The sequence below is a fragment of the Rhizobium sp. Leaf321 genome (genome assembly GCF_001423215.1).
In the GTDB taxonomy this organism is placed as follows: Bacteria; Pseudomonadota; Alphaproteobacteria; order Rhizobiales; family Rhizobiaceae; genus Neorhizobium; species Neorhizobium soli.
Genome location: NZ_LMOF01000003.1, coordinates 178,174 through 195,718, shown reverse-complemented (window position 1 = coordinate 195,718; position 17,545 = coordinate 178,174). Strand labels below are relative to the sequence as shown.

Here is a 17,545-nt window from a genome sequence, read left to right as displayed (position 1 = left end):
CCTGCAGACTGTGTTTGGCTCATTGGGACAAAGGTCCCTACCGACCGTGCGCCTCTTGGCGTTGCCACAATTTGTTCCACCTTTATACTGAAGAAGCGCATGGCTTTCGCCAATTCTGGCTGGGGACATCCAGGAGATGCGCCTATATGACGATGGAGACGGAGAGAATGCAGACAATCGCGCTCGTAGATGACGACCGCAATATCCTGACTTCAGTGTCGATTGCACTGGAAGCCGAAGGGTATAAGGTCGAAACCTATACCGATGGCGCCTCCGCGCTCGACGGGCTGATCGCCCGCCCCCCGCACCTGGCCATCTTCGATATCAAAATGCCGCGCATGGACGGAATGGAGCTGTTGCGACGCCTGCGACAGAAATCCGATCTGCCTGTGATCTTCCTCACCTCCAAGGATGAAGAGATCGACGAGCTGTTCGGGCTCAAGATGGGCGCAGACGATTTCATCACCAAGCCGTTCTCGCAGCGATTGCTGGTCGAGCGCGTGAAGGCGATCCTGCGCCGTTCCAGCGCACGCGAAGCCCAGCAGGCAAGTGGTGGCGTCAAGCCGACCCCGGACCAGTTGGCGGCCCGCACACTGGAACGCGGCCAGCTGGCGATGGACCAGGAACGCCACACCTGCACCTGGAAGGGCGAAGCGGTAACCCTGACAGTCACGGAATTCCTGATCCTGCATTCGCTGGCGCAGCGTCCGGGCGTCGTAAAAAGCCGTGACGCGCTGATGGATGCCGCCTATGACGAACAGGTCTATGTGGACGACCGCACCATCGACAGCCACATCAAACGCCTGCGCAAGAAGTTCAAGATGGTTGACACGGATTTCGACATGATCGAGACGCTGTACGGCGTTGGCTACCGATTCCGCGAGGCTGCGTAACGGTTGCCAGCTCCGAGACCCGGGAGCCTCTAAAAATTCGATCGTGCGGATGCGTAACTTGAAGCCACCGCGGCACAGGGCTTAGACTGTAAGCTCTCTGGAAGGACTGCACGTGGCAGACCGATTGCATGAAACCGGAACGACCAGACCCGCGAGTGCCGGAATACGCCGCGCCTCACGGCGCTTCTGGTCGCGACCGTTCACGCTCATTCGCCGGGTGTTCGGCCACGCGGTGTTTTCCAGCCTCACCCGCCGTATTCTGTTCTTCAACATCGCGGCGACCGTCGTTCTCGTCGCCGGCATCCTCTATCTCAACCAGTTTCGCGAGGGGTTGATCGATGCCCGCGTCGAGAGCCTGCTGACGCAGGGCGAAATCATTGCCGGCGCGATCTCCGCATCCGCCTCCGTCGATACCAATTCGATCACCATCGATCCGCAGAAGCTTCTCGAACTGCAGGCCGGCCAGAGCATCACGCCGGTGCCGAACGACGAGGACCTCGATTTCCCGATCGACCCCGAGCGGGTCGCGCCCGTGCTGCGGCGGCTGATCTCGCCGACCCGCACCCGCGCCCGACTGTTCGATGCAGACGCAAACCTGCTGCTGGACTCGCGCCACCTCTATTCGCGCGGCCAGGTGCTGCGCTTTGATCTGCCGCCGGTTGAAGATCAGTCGCAGACCTGGAGCGAATGGGTTGCCGGCTTGTTCAACCGCATGCTGCAGCCCGGCAACCTGCCGACCTACAAGGAAGCGCCGGGTGGCGATGGCTCGATCTATCCGGAAGTGATGAACGCGCTGACTGGCGTTCGCGGCGCCGTGGTGCGCATTACCGATCGCGGCGAACTGATCGTCTCCGTCGCCGTCCCGGTCCAGAGGTTCCGCGCGGTGCTCGGCGTTCTGCTTCTCTCGACCCAGGCCGGCGACATCGACAAGATCGTGCATGCGGAGCGGCTGGCGATCATGCGCGTCTTCGGCGTCGCGACCCTCGTCAACATTCTGCTGTCGCTGCTCCTGTCGTCCACCATCGCCAATCCGTTGCGCCGGCTTGCTGCTGCTGCTGTTCGCGTCCGTCGCGGTGCCAAGCAGCGTGAAGAGATTCCGGATTTCTCCTATCGTCAGGACGAGATCGGCAACCTCTCGATCGCTGTTCGCGACATGACCAATGCGCTCTACGACCGCATCGACGCGATCGAAAGCTTCGCAGCCGACGTGAGCCACGAGCTGAAGAACCCGCTGACGTCCTTGCGCAGCGCCGTCGAGACGCTGCCGCTTGCCAAATCCGAGGCCTCCAAACAGAAACTGACGGATATCATCTTCCACGATGTGCGCCGCCTCGACCGTCTCATCAGTGATATCTCCGATGCATCGAGGCTCGATGCGGAACTTGCCCGGACCGATTCGGCACCTGTCGGCATGGATACGCTGCTGAGCAACCTCGTGGATATTTCCAGACAGATCCGCACCGGCCGCAAACCGGTTGAGATCGATCTGGTCATCGACGCGAAGGGCGGGCAGAAACCGAATTACCTCGTCAACGGCCACGATCTGCGGCTTGGCCAGATCATCACCAACCTTATCGAAAATGCCCGCTCCTTCGTGCCGGAAAAAGGCGGTCGCATTGCCATCCGCCTCGCCCGGGTCAAGGACAAGGTGGTCGTCACCGTGGATGACAACGGTCCGGGCATTCAGGCCGAGAACATCGATCGCATCTTCGAGCGGTTCTACACCGATCGCCCCGATGGCGAGAGCTTCGGCCAGAATTCGGGCCTGGGACTGTCGATCAGCCGTCAGATCGCCGTGGCGCATGGCGGCTCCCTGCAGGCGGAAAACCTTGTCGATCCGCAGACGGAGACGCTTAAGGGCGCGCGCTTCACGCTGTCGCTTCCTTCGGGCGAAGAGCCATGAGCGATACGCAACGGGTCAATATCCATGCCACGGCGATCGTCGTCGGGACCCGCGGCATCCTCTTCACCGGTCCTTCCGGCAGCGGCAAATCCATGCTGGCGTTTGCCTGTCTAAGTGCCGCCAGACGCCAGGGCGTCTTTTCGGCGCTGGTGGCCGACGATCAGGTGTTCGTCTCGCGCGAGAATGATCGCCTCGTCGCACACCGGCCGCAGACGATCGCCGGCCTCATCGAATTGCGCGGCAGTGGCATTATCGAAGTAGACTCCGCCCCGTCAGCTGCCCTCGATCTTGCCGTGCGCGTCCTGTCGTCTCCGAACGACGAACGGTATCCGCCGGACAACGAACGCTTCGCGCTTTCGGGTCTCGGAGACATTCCACTGGTTAGATTATGGTCGCTCTTTCCGGAGCCACTTTCCGCGCTTTCCGGCCTTTTCCCGGCATTTCGAGGGGAGCGACCCTTCTGACCCAATCAGGCTCGCGATTTTTTAACTTGAACTTGATGCGGACATGGCGAAGATGGCTCCCCACCGCTGGACGCCTGTATTGCGTTGCGATATTGGCCGCAAGTTTCCATAGCAGGGGGCAGTTTTCATGATCGGAATTGTGCTTGTCACTCATGGCAAGCTGGCTGAGGAATTTCGACAGGCCGTCGAGCACGTCGTCGGACCTCAGAAATTCATCGAAACCATTTGCATCGGCCCCGAAGACGATATGGACCAGCGGAGGCAGGATATCGTCGATGCGGTCGCCAAGGCCGATGACGGATACGGCGTTATCATCCTCACCGACATGTTCGGCGGTACGCCGTCGAACCTTTCGATCTCGGTGATGGAAAGCGGCAAGACGGAGGTTATCGCCGGCATGAACCTGCCGATGCTGATCAAGCTTGCCGGCGTCCGAAGCGACAACAACATGGAGCGCTCGCTGGTCGAGTCCTCCGAGGCCGGCCGCAAATATATCAACGTCGCAAGCCGCGTGCTCAGCGGAAAATAAGAAAGCACTGCAAACGCATGTCTCCCCTTGCCCCACGGCATTTCACAATCGTCAACAAGCGTGGCCTCCACGCGCGAGCATCGGCCAAGTTCGTGCAGATGGTGGAAAGTTTCGAAGCCGATGTGAGGGTTTCAAGGGATGGATCGACAGTCGGCGGCAATTCCATCATGGGCCTGATGATGCTGGCCGCCAGCACCGGCTGTTCGATCGAGGTTTCCGCAAGCGGCCCGCAGGCTGTTGAAGCGCTCGACGCTCTGGAGGCGCTCGTTGCCAACAAGTTCGGCGAAGAAGCTTGATAACCATAGCAACCGAACGGACATAAACATATAAAGACGTCTTTATGTGTTAGTTGCAAGTCAGCCCCAAGCCTGTTACACCGCTGGCGAGATTTTTCGTCGACGCCCGGATGAACGGAAATCCGTTCCCCTGCCTTCGACACACCACGCGGAGAGCTTTATGAGCACTGACAAGGATTACATCGTCGCGGATATCGAACTTGCTGCCTACGGCCGCAAGGAGCTCGACATCGCCGAAACCGAAATGCCGGGCCTGATGTCGTGCCGCGAGGAATTCGGTGCATCGCAGCCGCTCAAGGGCGCCCGCATCTCCGGTTCGCTGCACATGACGATCCAGACGGCGGTTCTGATCGAGACGCTGAAGGAACTCGGCGCCGACATTCGCTGGGCCTCCTGCAACATCTTCTCGACCCAGGATCATGCCGCTGCTGCAATTGCAGCGTCCGGCATCCCGGTATTTGCCGTGAAGGGTGAATCGCTCACCGAGTACTGGGAATACACCGACAAGATCTTTCAGTGGACCGATGGCGGCTTCTCCAACATGATCCTCGATGATGGTGGCGACGCCACCATGTACATCCTGCTCGGCGCCCGCGCCGAAGCCGGTGAGGACGTTCTTTCCGTGCCCACATCGGAAGAAGAAGAGATCCTGTTCGCGCAGATCAAGAAGCGTCTTGCCGCTTCGCCAGGCTGGTTCACCAAGCAGCGCGATGCGATCAAGGGTGTGACCGAAGAGACCACAACAGGCGTTCACCGCCTCTATGATCTTTCCAAGAAGGGCCTCCTGCCCTTCCCGGCCATCAACGTCAACGACTCCGTCACCAAGTCGAAGTTCGACAACAAGTACGGCTGCAAGGAATCGCTGGTCGACGGCATTCGCCGCGGCACCGACGTGATGATGGCCGGCAAGGTCGCCGTCGTCTGCGGTTACGGCGATGTCGGCAAGGGTTCGGCTGCTTCGCTCCAGGGCGCCGGTGCTCGCGTCAAGGTCACTGAAGTCGATCCGATCTGCGCCCTGCAGGCTGCCATGGACGGGTTTGAAGTCGTCGTGCTAGAAGACGTCGTCGCCTCGGCCGATATCTTCATCACCACTACCGGCAACAAGGACGTCATCCGCATCGAGCATATGCGCGAGATGAAGGATATGGCGATCGTCGGCAATATCGGCCATTTCGATAACGAGATCCAGGTTGCGGCGTTGAAGAACCTGAAGTGGACCAACGTGAAGCCGCAGGTCGACATGATCGAGTTCCCGAAGGGCAACCGGATGATCCTTCTGTCGGAGGGTCGCCTGCTCAACCTCGGAAATGCTACCGGCCATCCGTCCTTCGTCATGTCCGCCTCGTTCACCAACCAGACGCTGGCCCAGATCGAGCTGTTCACGAAGCAGGGCGAGTACAAGAACGAGGTCTATATCCTGCCCAAGCACCTCGACGAAAAAGTTGCCCGTCTTCACCTCGGAAGGCTCGGCGTGACGCTGACCAAACTTTCTGACGAACAGGCTGCTTATATCGGCGTCTCGTCGCAGGGTCCGTTCAAGGCTGAACACTACCGCTACTGATCCGTAGCCGAACAATCCACAACATCTTGTGGCCGCAGCCTTGACAAAGGCTGCGGCTTCTTTTTTGGCCCCGCGCCTTCCCGCTCTCTGCCGCGGCAGGTATTGTTACAGCTCTTGATTCGTACTCGTTCGGGCCTCCGGCTTCGGGCAAGGTGCGATGTGGTATGTCTTGTCGATAAGCGGCAATTGGACGGAGACAGACCGGTCATGTCGGTAAGAAAAACGAGCCTGCGAAAGCAGGCCGATCTCATTTGTGGCGTGGCGATGAGCTGCGGCCTGGACGCCTGCAAAGAGGCGGCAAATGGGCGGTGGAAGAAAGACCTTGCCCGGCTTGCGCCGGTGAGCTTGGCACGTCCGGCTGCAGCGTTCCTGGCGGGGACGGTGCTCTCAGGCGTGGCTGGGATGGCGCATGCACAGGAGGCCGGCACGGTCGGCCCGCACATGTTCTCGTCGACCCAGGTGATCTGGTCGTCGCTGGTGCTTGGCGCGCTGGGGGCTGCCCTGCTGTCGGCCGTCTGGCTGGTTCGCCAGCGCGGCAACATGGAAGCCGAAACCCAGGATATGCGCAGCGCGCTGTCGGATGCGCAGCAGCGGATTTCCAAGTACGAGGCGCTGATCGCCGACAAGAACCGCCGCATCGTGGTATGGGAAAGCGGCTACTCCAAACCTGAGTTCCTGGGCCAGTTGCCGGCTGAAACCGGTGCGCCGCAGCAGGATCGCGATTTTCTCGCTTTTGGACGCTGGCTGCGCTCTTCTTCGGCAATCGAGCTGGAAAAGGCGATCGACGCTCTGCGCGGCGAAGCCCGCAGCTTCGATCTGGTTCTTGAAACCAACCGCGACGAAATCCTTGAGGTGCAGGGCCGCGTTTCGGGCGGAAAGGCGTTTGTCCGCTTTATCGCGCTCAACAACCTGCGCGCCGAGCTTGCCGAACTGAAGATCGAACGCGAACGGCTGACCCACTCCATCTCGCTTTTCCACTCGCTGCTCGACACGATCGAACAGCCGGTCTGGCAGCGCGACGCACAGGGCAGGCTTGCCTGGGTCAACCACGCCTATAGCGATGCCGTCGAAGCCAAGGTTCCGACGCAGGCCGTTGACGAAAGCCGCGAATTCCTGGGCACGATCGCGCGTGAGAAAATCCGCGCCGTCGCAACAGCCAACTCGCCTTTCCACGACCGCATCTCTACTGTCGTGCGCGGCAATCGTACCGTGTTCGACGTTGTCGATGTCGTAGCAACGAACGGTTCCGTCGGCATTGCGATCGATGTGTCGGAAGCCGAATCGGTGCGCGAAGAGCTGAAGCGGACGCTCAACAGCCACGCCGAAACGCTGGACCATCTCGCGACACCCGTCGCGATCTTCGACGGCGAACGGCGGCTGCAATTCTACAACCAGGCTTTCGTCCAGCTGTGGGGCCTTTCCCTGCCCTTCCTCGAATCGCGGCCGGATAATTCCGAACTGCTCGACAAGCTGCGCGCCAACGGCAAGCTGCCGGAAGAGCTCAGCTGGCGCAACTGGAAGGAATCGGCGCTGTCGATCTACCAGGCGCTCGATACCAAGACCGATACCTGGCATCTGCCGAACGGCCAGACGCTGCGCGTCATCGCCACCGCGCACCCTCGCGGCGGCGCCACCTGGGTGTTCGAGAACCTCACCGAACAGGTCGATCTCGAAACCCGTTACAACACGCTGGTCAAGGTTCAGGGCGAAACGATCGACCACCTTGCAGAAGGCGTGGCCGTGTTCGGCCCGGACGGCCGAATCACACTGTCCAACCCCGCTTTCCGTGCGCTCTGGGGCGTGACCGCCGACGAGACCAAGCCGGGCACCCATATCAAGGCGATCGAGAAAGCCTGCGCGCCATCCTATGACGAGCCGGACGGCTGGCGTCATTTCGGGCAGATGCTGACCAATTTCGATGACGAACGGGCCTCGATTCAGGGAACGTTCGAGCTCTATTCAGGCCTCATCCTCGACTATGCCGCGACGCCTTTGCCGAATGCCCAGACGATGTTCACCTTCGTCGACATGACGGCCAGCGCGCGTGCCGAGCGGGCACTCAAGGAAAAGAACGAGGCGCTGCAGAAGGCAGACGAGCTGAAGAACGATTTCGTCCAGCACGTTTCCTACGAGTTGCGGTCGCCGCTGACCAACATCATTGGCTTCACGGATCTCCTGAAGACGCCCGGCATGGGCGAATTGAACGAGCGACAGGCCGAATATATCGACCACATCTCCACGTCCTCGTCGGTGCTTCTCACCATCGTCAACGATATCCTTGATCTTGCGACCGTCGATGCCGGCATCATGCAGCTGAACTATTCGCAGCTGGCCGTGGACGAGCTTTTGGACGACGTGGCGATGCAGATCGCCGACCGGCTCCACGAAAATACGGTGACGCTGGAAATCATCGCGCCGACGGCACTCGGAACCGTGTTTGCCGACGAGCAGCGGCTGAAGCAGATCCTGATCAAGCTTCTGATGAACGCCACCAATTTTGCGCCCGAGGGGTCCGCGATCTCGCTGAATTGCTGGCGCGACGAGGGCAACGTGTTCTTCTCGGTAACTGACAGAGGCCCCGGCATTCCTCCTGACATGCTGAAAACGGTGTTCGACCGGTTCAAGGCGAACGCCAAGGGCGGCAAGCGCAGCGGTGCTGGCCTTGGCCTTTCGATCGTCGAAAGCTTCGTTACCCTCCACAACGGCGACGTCTCGATCGACAGCCGGGCCGGACAGGGAACGGTTGTCACCTGCCGCATTCCGGTCGGATCGCGGGCCCGTTCGGTCGCTGCCGAATGATCGCTGCGCCTGGCGATAGCATTGTCGTGACACTGGCCGACGAGGCCGAGACAATTCTCTTCGGCGAGGATCTGGTGCTGGCGCTGAAGGCCGGCGACTGCCTGGCGCTTTCGGGCGATCTTGGCGCCGGCAAATCGACTCTGGCCCGGGCCTTCCTTCGGGCCATGGCGGACCAAAACGATCTGGAAGTCCCGAGCCCTACTTTCACGCTGGTCCAGATCTATGACCTGCTCATTCCCGTGGCGCATTTCGATCTCTACCGGCTGGCCGACCCATCCGAGCTCGACGAACTCGGTTTCGACGAAGCGCTTTCCTCCGGCATCTGCCTTGTCGAATGGCCGGAAATGGGCGGCGATCTCCTGCCTCTCGACCGCATCACGCTGACGCTCGAGCACGAGACGGTTGGCCGACGCGCGACGATCACGGCACCGGAAGCAGCCCTTGCCCGCATTCGCCGAGTGATCGCCATCCGCGAGTTTCTGTGCACTCACGGTCATGCCAATGGCCGACGCCGCTTTCTGACCGGCGATGCCTCGATGCGGGCCTATGAAACGGTTCTGAGCGAATCAGGCGAGACACTGATCCTGATGGACTGGCCGAAGCGGCCCGAGGGTCCGCCGGTTCTCGACGGCAAGCCGTATCCGAAAGTGGCGCATATCGCCGAGGATGCCTATCCGTTCGTGGCGATCTCCGAATACCTGCGCGGCATCGGCCTTTGCGCGCCTGAAGTGCTCGAGGTCGATTACGACCAGGGCATTCTCCTCATCGAAAATCTCGGCCAGGACGGTGTGCTCGACGAGGACGGGCAGCCGATCGGCGAACGTTACCGCGAAAGCGTCGTGGCGCTGGCCTATCTGCATGGCCATGAGATCCTCCAGGATCTTCCCGTCGCCGGGTCCAGCACGCATCACATTCCGGATTTCGATCCGGTTGCGATGAAGATGGAAGCGCGGCTTCTGCTCGACTGGTATCTACCGTGGAAGCGGGGCGGACAGGCTGGAGAGGACGAGCGAGAAGAGTATCTCTCGATCTGGGACGGGCTGATCGCAGAGCTCGGCTCTGCAGAGAAGAACCTGCTGCTGCGCGATTTCCATTCTCCGAACATCATCTGGCGTAGCCAAGCCTCCGGCGTGCATCAGGTGGGCCTGATCGATTTTCAGGATGCGATGATCGGCCCGACGGCTTACGACCTCGCGTCGCTGGTCCAGGACGCCCGCGTCGATATTCCCAAGGTTCTGGCCGATCAGATGATGATCGACTACCTGACGCTGCGCCGCGCACTGGGCGGATTTGACGAAGCGGGTTTCCTGAAATCCTGGGCGATCATGGCGGCACAGCGTAACTGCAAGCTCGCCGGTCTCTGGGTTCGGCTGCGGGAACGCGACGGCAAGCCGCACTATATGAAGCATATGCCGCGAACATTGCGCCATCTTTCGACGGCACTCGCGCATGAAGCACTCGCGCCCTTGCGCGATTGGTGCCACAGGGCTGGTATAGAGCTTCCCGAATCATAAATACGGTTGCATGGACATGACCAACACCCCGATCACGCAGGCTATGGTGCTGGCGGCAGGGCTCGGTACCCGGCTTCGCCCGATCACCGATACGATGCCGAAGCCACTGGTGCCCGTTGCCGGAAAGCCGATGATCGATTACGGGCTCGATGCCCTGGCCGACGTCGGGGTAACGCATGCGGTCGTCAACGTCCATCACTTCGCCGACCGGATGGAAGCGCATCTCGCCGCCTATCCGCGCCTTGAAATCATCGTGTCCGACGAGCGGGCGCAGCTGATGAACTCGGGTGGTGGCTTGAAGCAGGGTCTGTCCCTGCTTCAACGAGGCTTTGTCTTCGTCATGAACGCCGACCTGTTCTGGATCGGTGAAAAGTCAGGCGAGCCCACAAACCTTGAGCGTTTGGCCGAATTTTTCGATGCTGAGCGCATGGATATGGCGCTGCTTTGCGTGCCGCTGGAGTGCACCACCGGACACAACGGCAAGAAGGATTTCCAGCTTTCCTCCGACGGAAGACTGTCGCGCTACACCGAAGGGCAAGACAACCCGGTCGTCTATGCGGGTGCGATCGTCATGCACACGTCGCTTCTCGACGACGCGCCTGATGATGCCTTCAACCTCAACATCTATTTCGACCGCGCCATCAAGAACGACCGGCTGTTCGGCCTCGTGATGGATGGCGAATGGATCACCGTCGGCACGCCGGAAGCGCTGCCTGAAGCCGAAGCCGTGATTGCCCGCCACAAAGCAGGGGCCTGATCCGATGTCGGATGCATCGCCGAACCGCCTCTTCTCCATCCCGTCAGGTGCGCCTTTCCTGAAGACGCTAGCCGCAGCACTCTGCGACGGGCGGCTGAACGAGACGTTTCGCTACGATCCCCAAAATCCGCTGTCGCTGGCTGACGTCACAATTTTTGTGCCGACCCGCCGTTCGGCGCGTGTGCTGCGCTCGGAATTCGTCGATCTTCTCGGCGGTCGCGCCGCGATCCTGCCGGTCATCCGGCCGCTTGGCGAGACCGACGACGATCAGGGCTTCTTCGATCTCGTGGCACCCGAGGAAATGGATCTGGCCCTGCCGATCGGCGGCACGGCGCGACTTCTCGAACTCGGCCGGCTGATCCTTGCCTGGCGCAACCAGTTGCCGAAGATCGTGTTGGACGTGCATTCGGAATCGCCGCTTGTCGCGCCCGCAAGTCCGGCGGATGCGATCTGGCTTGCCCGGGCGCTGGCGGAACTGCTCGATGCGATCGAGACCGAGGAACGCGACTGGAAGGATCTCGACAATCTCCAGACCGGCGAACATGCGCTCTGGTGGCAGCTCACCGCCGAATTCCTGAAGATCGCCAGCGGTTTCTGGCCGACGCGACTTGAGGAGTTGAAACGCTCTTCGCCGGCAAAGCATCGTGCTTCAATCCTGCGCGGAGAGGCGCGTCGGATTACCGAGCGGGAGCACAAGGGGCCCGTGATTGTTGCAGGATCCACAGGCTCTGTTCCGGCAGCGGCCGAGCTGATCGCGGCGATCTCCAGGCTTGCCGAAGGCACGGTTGTCCTGCCGGGCCTCGACATGACGATGCCGCAGGACCAGTGGGACATGGTGGGCGAGGAAACCTTCGACGGCAAGCCCGACCCTTCGAGCCGCAGCCATCCGCAGTTCGGTTTGTCCCGCCTGTTGAAGAAGATCGGTGCGACACGTGAGGATGTCACTGTCATCGGCGAGACGCAGGCCGATCTCGCCTTCCGCGCTGAGGCGATCTCGCAGGCGCTGGTGCCCGCCAAGGCGACCGATCGCTGGAGTACATGGCGCCAGGAGGCCGATCCGGAAAAGCTGCGCGCGGCCTTTGCCGATGTCGCGCTGATCGAAGCCGCTAACGAGCGCGAGGAAGCGGTGGCAATTGCCATCGCCTTGCGGCTCGCGCTGGAGAAACCTGGACGCAACGGTGGCGAAGCACAGGCAGCGCTAATCACGCCCGACCGCGCGCTTGGCCGCCGCGTCACCGCAGAGCTTGCCCGTTTCGGCATCCTCGCCGATGATTCGGCCGGTTCGGCGCTTTCGGGCACGCCGCAGGGCACGTTGACCCAGCTTCTGCTGGAAGCGACGCTTCGGCCAGGCGATCCGGTGGCGATCGTCGGCCTGTTGAAACACCCACTGATACGGCTTGGCCTTCCGCCTGCCGAATTGCGCGCCGCGATCGATGCGCTGGAAGTGCTGGCGCTGCGCGGTGGCGTCGGCGACATGGATATCGCCGCTCTCGAGCCGCTTCTCGATGCACAGCTGACCGCAATCCTTGAAGATCGCCACATGCCGCATTGGCGCAGCTCGTTGCCTGAAGGTGCGGTTGCTCAGGCAAAGGATATCGCAAAGCGGATATCGGCGGCGGTGGAACCGCTGGTCAGCGCGTTTATCCGCCGCCGTCCCGATGGACGCGGGTTGACGGCAAGACTGACGCTGTCCGATTGGGCGACCCGCACCGGGCGTGCGCTCGAAGCCCTTTGCATCGACGAGCGCGGTGATCTCTCGGTACTCTGGTCGGGCGAGCCGGGCGAACGTCTCTCGGGTCTGCTGGGCGAAGTGATCGAGACGGAAGGCCAGATCGAGGCCGACGGGCCGCAGTGGATCGACATCGTCATGGCGCTGACGACAGGCGAAGCGGTGAAGCCGCGATCGCTTGCGCATCCGCGGGTGTTTATCTTCGGCACGCTGGAAGCGCGGCTGCAAAGCGTCGATACGATGATCCTCGGCGGTCTCAACGAAGGCTCCTGGCCGGGACAGACGGTCAACAATCCGTTCCTGTCGCGCTCGATGAAGACCGATATGGGGCTGGAACCGCCCGAACGTCGCATCGGCCAGCTGGCGCACGATTTCGAAATGGCCTGCGGCACCCGCAACCTGATCTTTTCCCGCTCCACACGACAGGGATCGACACCGACGGTCGCCTCCCGCTGGCTGCAGAGACTGCTGGCGCTGGGCGGCAAAAGTTTTGCCGACGAATTGAAGGCGCGCGGCAAGGATATCCTGCATTGGGCATCACTGATCGATCGTGGCGACAACCAGCAGCAGGCCAGGCGCCCTGCCCCCAAACCGCCGGCGGAGCTGCAGCCGGTCAAATATTCGTTCAGCGAAGTCGGACGGCTGCGTCGCGACCCCTATTCGATCTATGCACGGCGTATCCTCAAACTCGATCCGCTGGCGCCGTTCAACGAAGATCCGGGTGCGGCACAGCGCGGCACGCTCTACCACGCCATCATCGATCACTATACGCGCGAAGGACACAAGCCCGGCACACCGGTTTCACGTGAAGCAATGCAGCGCATCACGCGGGAGCTGTTCGACGCCGAACAGCTCCCGCCGCATATAGACCGGGTCTGGCGGCCGCGCTTTGTCGAGGTGGCGCGGGCCTTTCTCGACTGGGAAGAACGGCGCGCACCGGAAGTGCGCAGCAGCGTGACGGAAGCCGGTGCCGGTTTCGACGTCGAGAGCGCTGGCATTCGCGTTACCGGCATTGCCGACCGGATCGACATCAAGCGCTCCGGCGAGGCCGATATCATTGACTATAAGACCGGCCTCAACCCCTCAATATTGCAGGCGAGGTCGCTGCTCGATCCGCAACTTGCCTTGGAGGCAGCGGCGCTGCAGGCAGGCGCCTTCAAGACGATGGGCATCCAGCGGCCCGGCGATCTTCTTTATGTCCGGCTTCGACCCGGCGACCGGTTCAAGGAAGACCGGATCAACAACGAGGGCGCAACCGCGAATGCCAAACGCCAGCCGAAATCGGCGATCGATCTGGCGCAGGAATCGATCGACCAGTTGACCAAGTTCGTCATCAAGCTGCGTCAGGGCGATGCGGGGTTCGCCTCGCGGCTGGTGCCGTTTGCCCAGGGCGATTTCGGCGGCGAATACGATCACCTCGCCCGCGTTGCCGAGTGGTCGACCGCCGATGACGATGGAGAGGCAGACGCCGATGAGTGATCTTTTCACCGACCTTCCGGATAACCCGGCTTCGGACCTGCCGGATGGAGACGACCCGCTTCATTGGATCGACTGGACGACGGTTCAGCAATCGCGTGCCTCGGACCCGGCCAGTTCCGCCTGGGTGTCGGCCAATGCCGGCTCCGGCAAGACGCATGTGCTGACCCAGCGGGTGATCCGGCTTCTACTTGCCGGATGCCGTCCCTCCGCCATCCTCTGCCTCACCTATACCAAGGCCGCGGCATCGGAAATGTCGAACCGCGTCTTCCAGCGGCTGTCCGAGTGGACGGTTCTTTCCGACGAAGAGTTGCGCACGCGGATCGCGGCTATCGAAGGTCATGAGCCGGATTCCATGAAGATCGCCGAGGCGCGGCGGCTGTTTGCCAAGGCGCTGGAAACGCCGGGTGGTCTGAAGATCCAGACGATCCATGCCTTCTGCGAAGCTTTGCTGCACCAGTTTCCGCTGGAGGCCAATGTTGCGGGCCATTTTTCCGTGCTTGACGACCGCGCTGCAACCGCGCTCCTCTCCGAGGCGCGGCGTTCGCTGCTGACGGCGACATCCGCTGAAGACGATCCAGATCTGGCGGAAGCCTTTGCCCACGTGCTTGATCTCGGCGACGAGTTCGGGCTGGAAGCGCTGCTCTCCGATATCGTTGCCAGACGAACCGCGATCCGCAAGTTCACCGCGCAGGCGGAAAAGAACGGCGGCATCGGCCCGGAACTGAAACGGGTTCTCGGGCTCGACCCAGCCGCTAGCGAAGACAGCATTGCCGCCACCTATTGGCCGCTGCCCCAGCTTTCCGGCATCACGCTCGATCTCTATCTGTCGCTTGCCGATCAGAAGGGCGGCTCGACCGTCCATGAGGTGGCCTATGGTTTGCGTCTGGTCGCCAAGGAGACGGATGTCTTCAAGCGTGCCGCTTATCTCGACTCCATCTTCCTGACGGCTAAGGGCACGGTGAAGGCAGATCGCAGCCTGATCGCCAGCGCCATGACCAAGATCGCACCGGAGCTTGCCGGCGCGATCGATGCGGCGCGAGAGCATGTTCTGAGCTGCCGGAACCGGTTGCGGCTGTTTCGCCTGTTTGCGGCCACCAAGGCGGCGCTGACACTCGCCGCACGCCTGACCGACGACTACGAGGACCTGAAACGGGGCCGCAGCCTTCTCGATTTCGAGGATCTGATCGCTCGTACCGCCGATCTTCTCACTCGCGACGGTGTCGGCGCCTGGGTGCATTACAAGCTCGACCAGGGCATCGATCACATTCTGGTCGACGAGGCGCAGGATACCAGCCCGATCCAGTGGACCGTGATCAAGTCGCTGGCGGAAGATTTCTATTCAGGCAACAGCGCGCGCGATACGCGCCGCACGATGTTTGCCGTCGGCGACGAGAAACAGTCGATCTATTCGTTCCAGGGCGCGCGCCCTGAGCGGTTCGCCGAGGAACGCAACGCGACGCAAAAGCAGGTGGCGGCCAGCGGCCAGCCGTTCCATGCGATCCGCCTGCCGCTGTCCTTCCGGTCGACAGCCGACATTCTTTCTGCCGTCGATCAGGTGTTCTCGATCGAGGAAAATGCCAAGGGCCTGTCCGCGATCGGCGATCCGGTGCAGCACCGTTCCAACCGCATGGGTCATCCCGGCGCGGTCGATCTGTGGGACGTGGTGGCGCCCGAAGTGTCCGAACAGGAAGACGACTGGACGGCGCCGTTCGATTCGACCCCGGACAAGGCACCGGCTGCCATTCTCGCCTCTCGCATCGCCGCCCGGATCGGCGAGATGATCGGCCGCGAGACGATCATCGAAAAGGGCGTGGAACGGCCGATCGAGCCTGGCGACATTCTCGTTCTCGTGAGAAAGCGCGACGCCTTCGTTAACGCGCTGACGCGGGCGCTGAAACGTCGCGACAACATTCCCGTAGCAGGCGCCGACCGGTTGAAGCTGACGAGCCATATCGCGGTGCAGGATCTGCTGGCGCTTGGCCGCTTTCTGCTTCTGCCGCAGGACGACCTGTCGCTGGCGGCGCTGCTCAAAAGCCCGTTGTTCGATCTGTCAGAGGAGGATGTGTTCGAGGTTGCGGCGCTCAGACCCGAAGATGACAGCGCCTGGACGCAGCTCAAGCGTCTTGCCGAAAAACAGCCGCTGCGGTTTCGTGATGCAGCCGAGCGCCTGCAGCATCTGCTGACGCTGTCGCGCCTGCTCAGCCCGCATGATCTCTATGCCCGTATTCTCGGACAGCACGGCGGACGGCGGAACTTTCTCGGGCGGCTCGGCACCGAGGCGGGCGATATTCTCGACGAATTGCTGACCTTCGCGCTCGATCACGAGACATCCGGCCTGCCCGGCCTGCAGGCTTTCGTATCCACGCTGGAGCTCGAAAGCCCCGAAGTGAAGCGCGAACAGGATGGTGGCCGCAACGAGGTGCGGATCATGACTGTGCATGCCTCCAAGGGCCTGGAAGCGCCGGTCGTGTTTCTGGTCGACAGCAACTCGAAATCCTTCATTCCATCGCATGTGCCGAAATTCCGGCTGCTGAAGACCGTCCATGGCGATGTTCCGGCCTGGCTTGCGGGCAAGACGCTGTCCAACCCGCTGACGGCGGCGGACGACGAACGGCTGAAGACCTCTGCCGAAGAAGAGTACCGGCGACTTCTCTATGTGGGCATGACCCGCGCTGCCGATCATCTGGTGATTTGCGGCTATCGCGGCAGCCGGGATAACCCTGACAGCTGGCAGGCGATGATCGCGCGTGCCTTGTCGACGAGTGGGCAGCATTGCAGCCCAGCCACGTTCTCAGGCCCCGAGGGCGAGTGGAGCGGCCTGTCCTGGCGCCTGCCCGCGGCACCGGGCAAGGCTGCTGCCAAAGCGGACCATACAGCTGCCGGCGGCTCGGAAAGAGAAGCTTCCGCCCCTACCCTGCCCACGGCGCTTTCACGGCCGCTGCCGCCCCGCAAGATCCTGCCGCGGCCGCTTAGCCCGTCCGGCGCCGGCACCATGATCGACGACGACGATGATGATCTGATCGTCACATCGCCCCTGTTCGGCGACAAGGCGACCGGCAGCCTGGCGCTGCAAAAGGGCAAGCTGGTGCATCGCATGCTGCAGATGCTGACCGACTTTCCGGACAGCGAACGCGAAGCGGCCGCCCGGCGCTACGCCGAGCGCGCCGCCCGCTTCTGGCCGCCGGCTGAGCGACAGAAGCTGGTCGAGAGCGTCATGTCGGTTCTGTCTCTCCCCGAGCTCGCGCCGGTATTTTCGGCGCGCAGCCAATCGGAAGTGTCGATCATGGGGACGCTGACGCTGGAGGGTGAGGACTACGCTATCTCGGGTCGGATCGACCGGCTGGTCGAGATGGAGGACCGCGTCATCATCCTCGATTACAAGACGAACCGCTTTCCGCCGAGCACTGCGGAAGACGTGCCATTGACCCACAGGGCACAGCTCGCCATCTACCGCGAAATCCTCACGCCTCTTTATCCGGGCAAAGCGATCGACTGCGTGCTCGTCTACACCGAGACGGCAAAGGTAATCCCGCTGGGTGTGGAGCTGATGTCCCGTTCGCTTGCAGAACTTAAGACAAAGTGACATGACGGACATTGAAAATAGTGAGTGCCGATCTCACA

The 17,545-nt window shown here is 61.8% G+C and carries 11 protein-coding genes; all 11 read left to right on the top strand.

Going from position 1 to position 17,545, the window contains the following annotated elements; genetic code table 11:
- Positions 1–167 precede the first annotated feature (167 nt).
- The 11 genes from ASF70_RS02520 (at position 168) to addA (ending at position 17,507) form a co-directional block, all read left to right on the top strand.
- Positions 168–893, top strand: a complete 726-nt coding sequence (locus ASF70_RS02520) for a response regulator transcription factor (protein WP_092665285.1) — start codon at positions 168–170, stop codon at positions 891–893.
- Between the two features lie 163 nt (positions 894–1,056).
- Positions 1,057–2,796 (top strand): sensor histidine kinase, encoded by a 1,740-nt coding sequence (locus tag ASF70_RS02515; RefSeq protein ID WP_092665282.1) that lies wholly within the window; start codon positions 1,057–1,059, stop codon positions 2,794–2,796.
- Complete coding sequence (locus ASF70_RS02510) at positions 2,793–3,260, top strand: serine kinase (RefSeq protein WP_062577137.1); 468 nt, start codon at positions 2,793–2,795, stop codon at positions 3,258–3,260. The genes ASF70_RS02515 and ASF70_RS02510 overlap by 4 nt, the downstream gene beginning before the upstream one ends.
- A gap of 127 nt (positions 3,261–3,387) precedes the next feature.
- A complete protein-coding gene (locus ASF70_RS02505) occupies positions 3,388–3,789 on the top strand; it encodes a PTS sugar transporter subunit IIA (RefSeq protein ID WP_062462977.1) in 402 nt (133 codons plus the stop codon).
- 17 nt (positions 3,790–3,806) lie between these two features.
- Positions 3,807–4,085 (top strand): HPr family phosphocarrier protein, encoded by a 279-nt coding sequence (locus ASF70_RS02500; RefSeq protein WP_062577136.1) that lies wholly within the window; start codon positions 3,807–3,809, stop codon positions 4,083–4,085.
- Between the two features lie 160 nt (positions 4,086–4,245).
- Complete coding sequence (ahcY, locus tag ASF70_RS02495) at positions 4,246–5,646, top strand: adenosylhomocysteinase (RefSeq protein ID WP_062462971.1); 1,401 nt, start codon at positions 4,246–4,248, stop codon at positions 5,644–5,646.
- A gap of 207 nt (positions 5,647–5,853) precedes the next feature.
- Positions 5,854–8,445 (top strand): ATP-binding protein, encoded by a 2,592-nt coding sequence (locus tag ASF70_RS02490; protein ID WP_062577133.1) that lies wholly within the window; start codon positions 5,854–5,856, stop codon positions 8,443–8,445.
- Complete coding sequence (gene tsaE / locus ASF70_RS02485; protein ID WP_062577131.1) at positions 8,442–9,959, top strand: tRNA (adenosine(37)-N6)-threonylcarbamoyltransferase complex ATPase subunit type 1 TsaE; 1,518 nt, start codon at positions 8,442–8,444, stop codon at positions 9,957–9,959. Before ASF70_RS02490 ends, tsaE begins: the two co-directional genes overlap by 4 nt.
- A 16-nt stretch (positions 9,960–9,975) precedes the next feature.
- Entirely contained in the window at positions 9,976–10,716 is a 741-nt protein-coding gene (locus ASF70_RS02480; RefSeq protein ID WP_062577201.1) for a nucleotidyltransferase family protein, read from the top strand.
- A 4-nt stretch (positions 10,717–10,720) separates the two neighbouring features.
- The gene (addB, locus tag ASF70_RS02475; RefSeq protein ID WP_062577129.1) at positions 10,721–13,924 is read left to right on the top strand and encodes a double-strand break repair protein AddB; all 3,204 of its coding nucleotides are present in this window, start codon (positions 10,721–10,723) and stop codon (positions 13,922–13,924) included.
- A complete protein-coding gene (gene addA, locus ASF70_RS02470; protein WP_062577128.1) occupies positions 13,917–17,507 on the top strand; it encodes a double-strand break repair helicase AddA in 3,591 nt (1,196 codons plus the stop codon). The genes addB and addA overlap by 8 nt, the downstream gene beginning before the upstream one ends.
- Positions 17,508–17,545 lie beyond the last annotated feature (38 nt).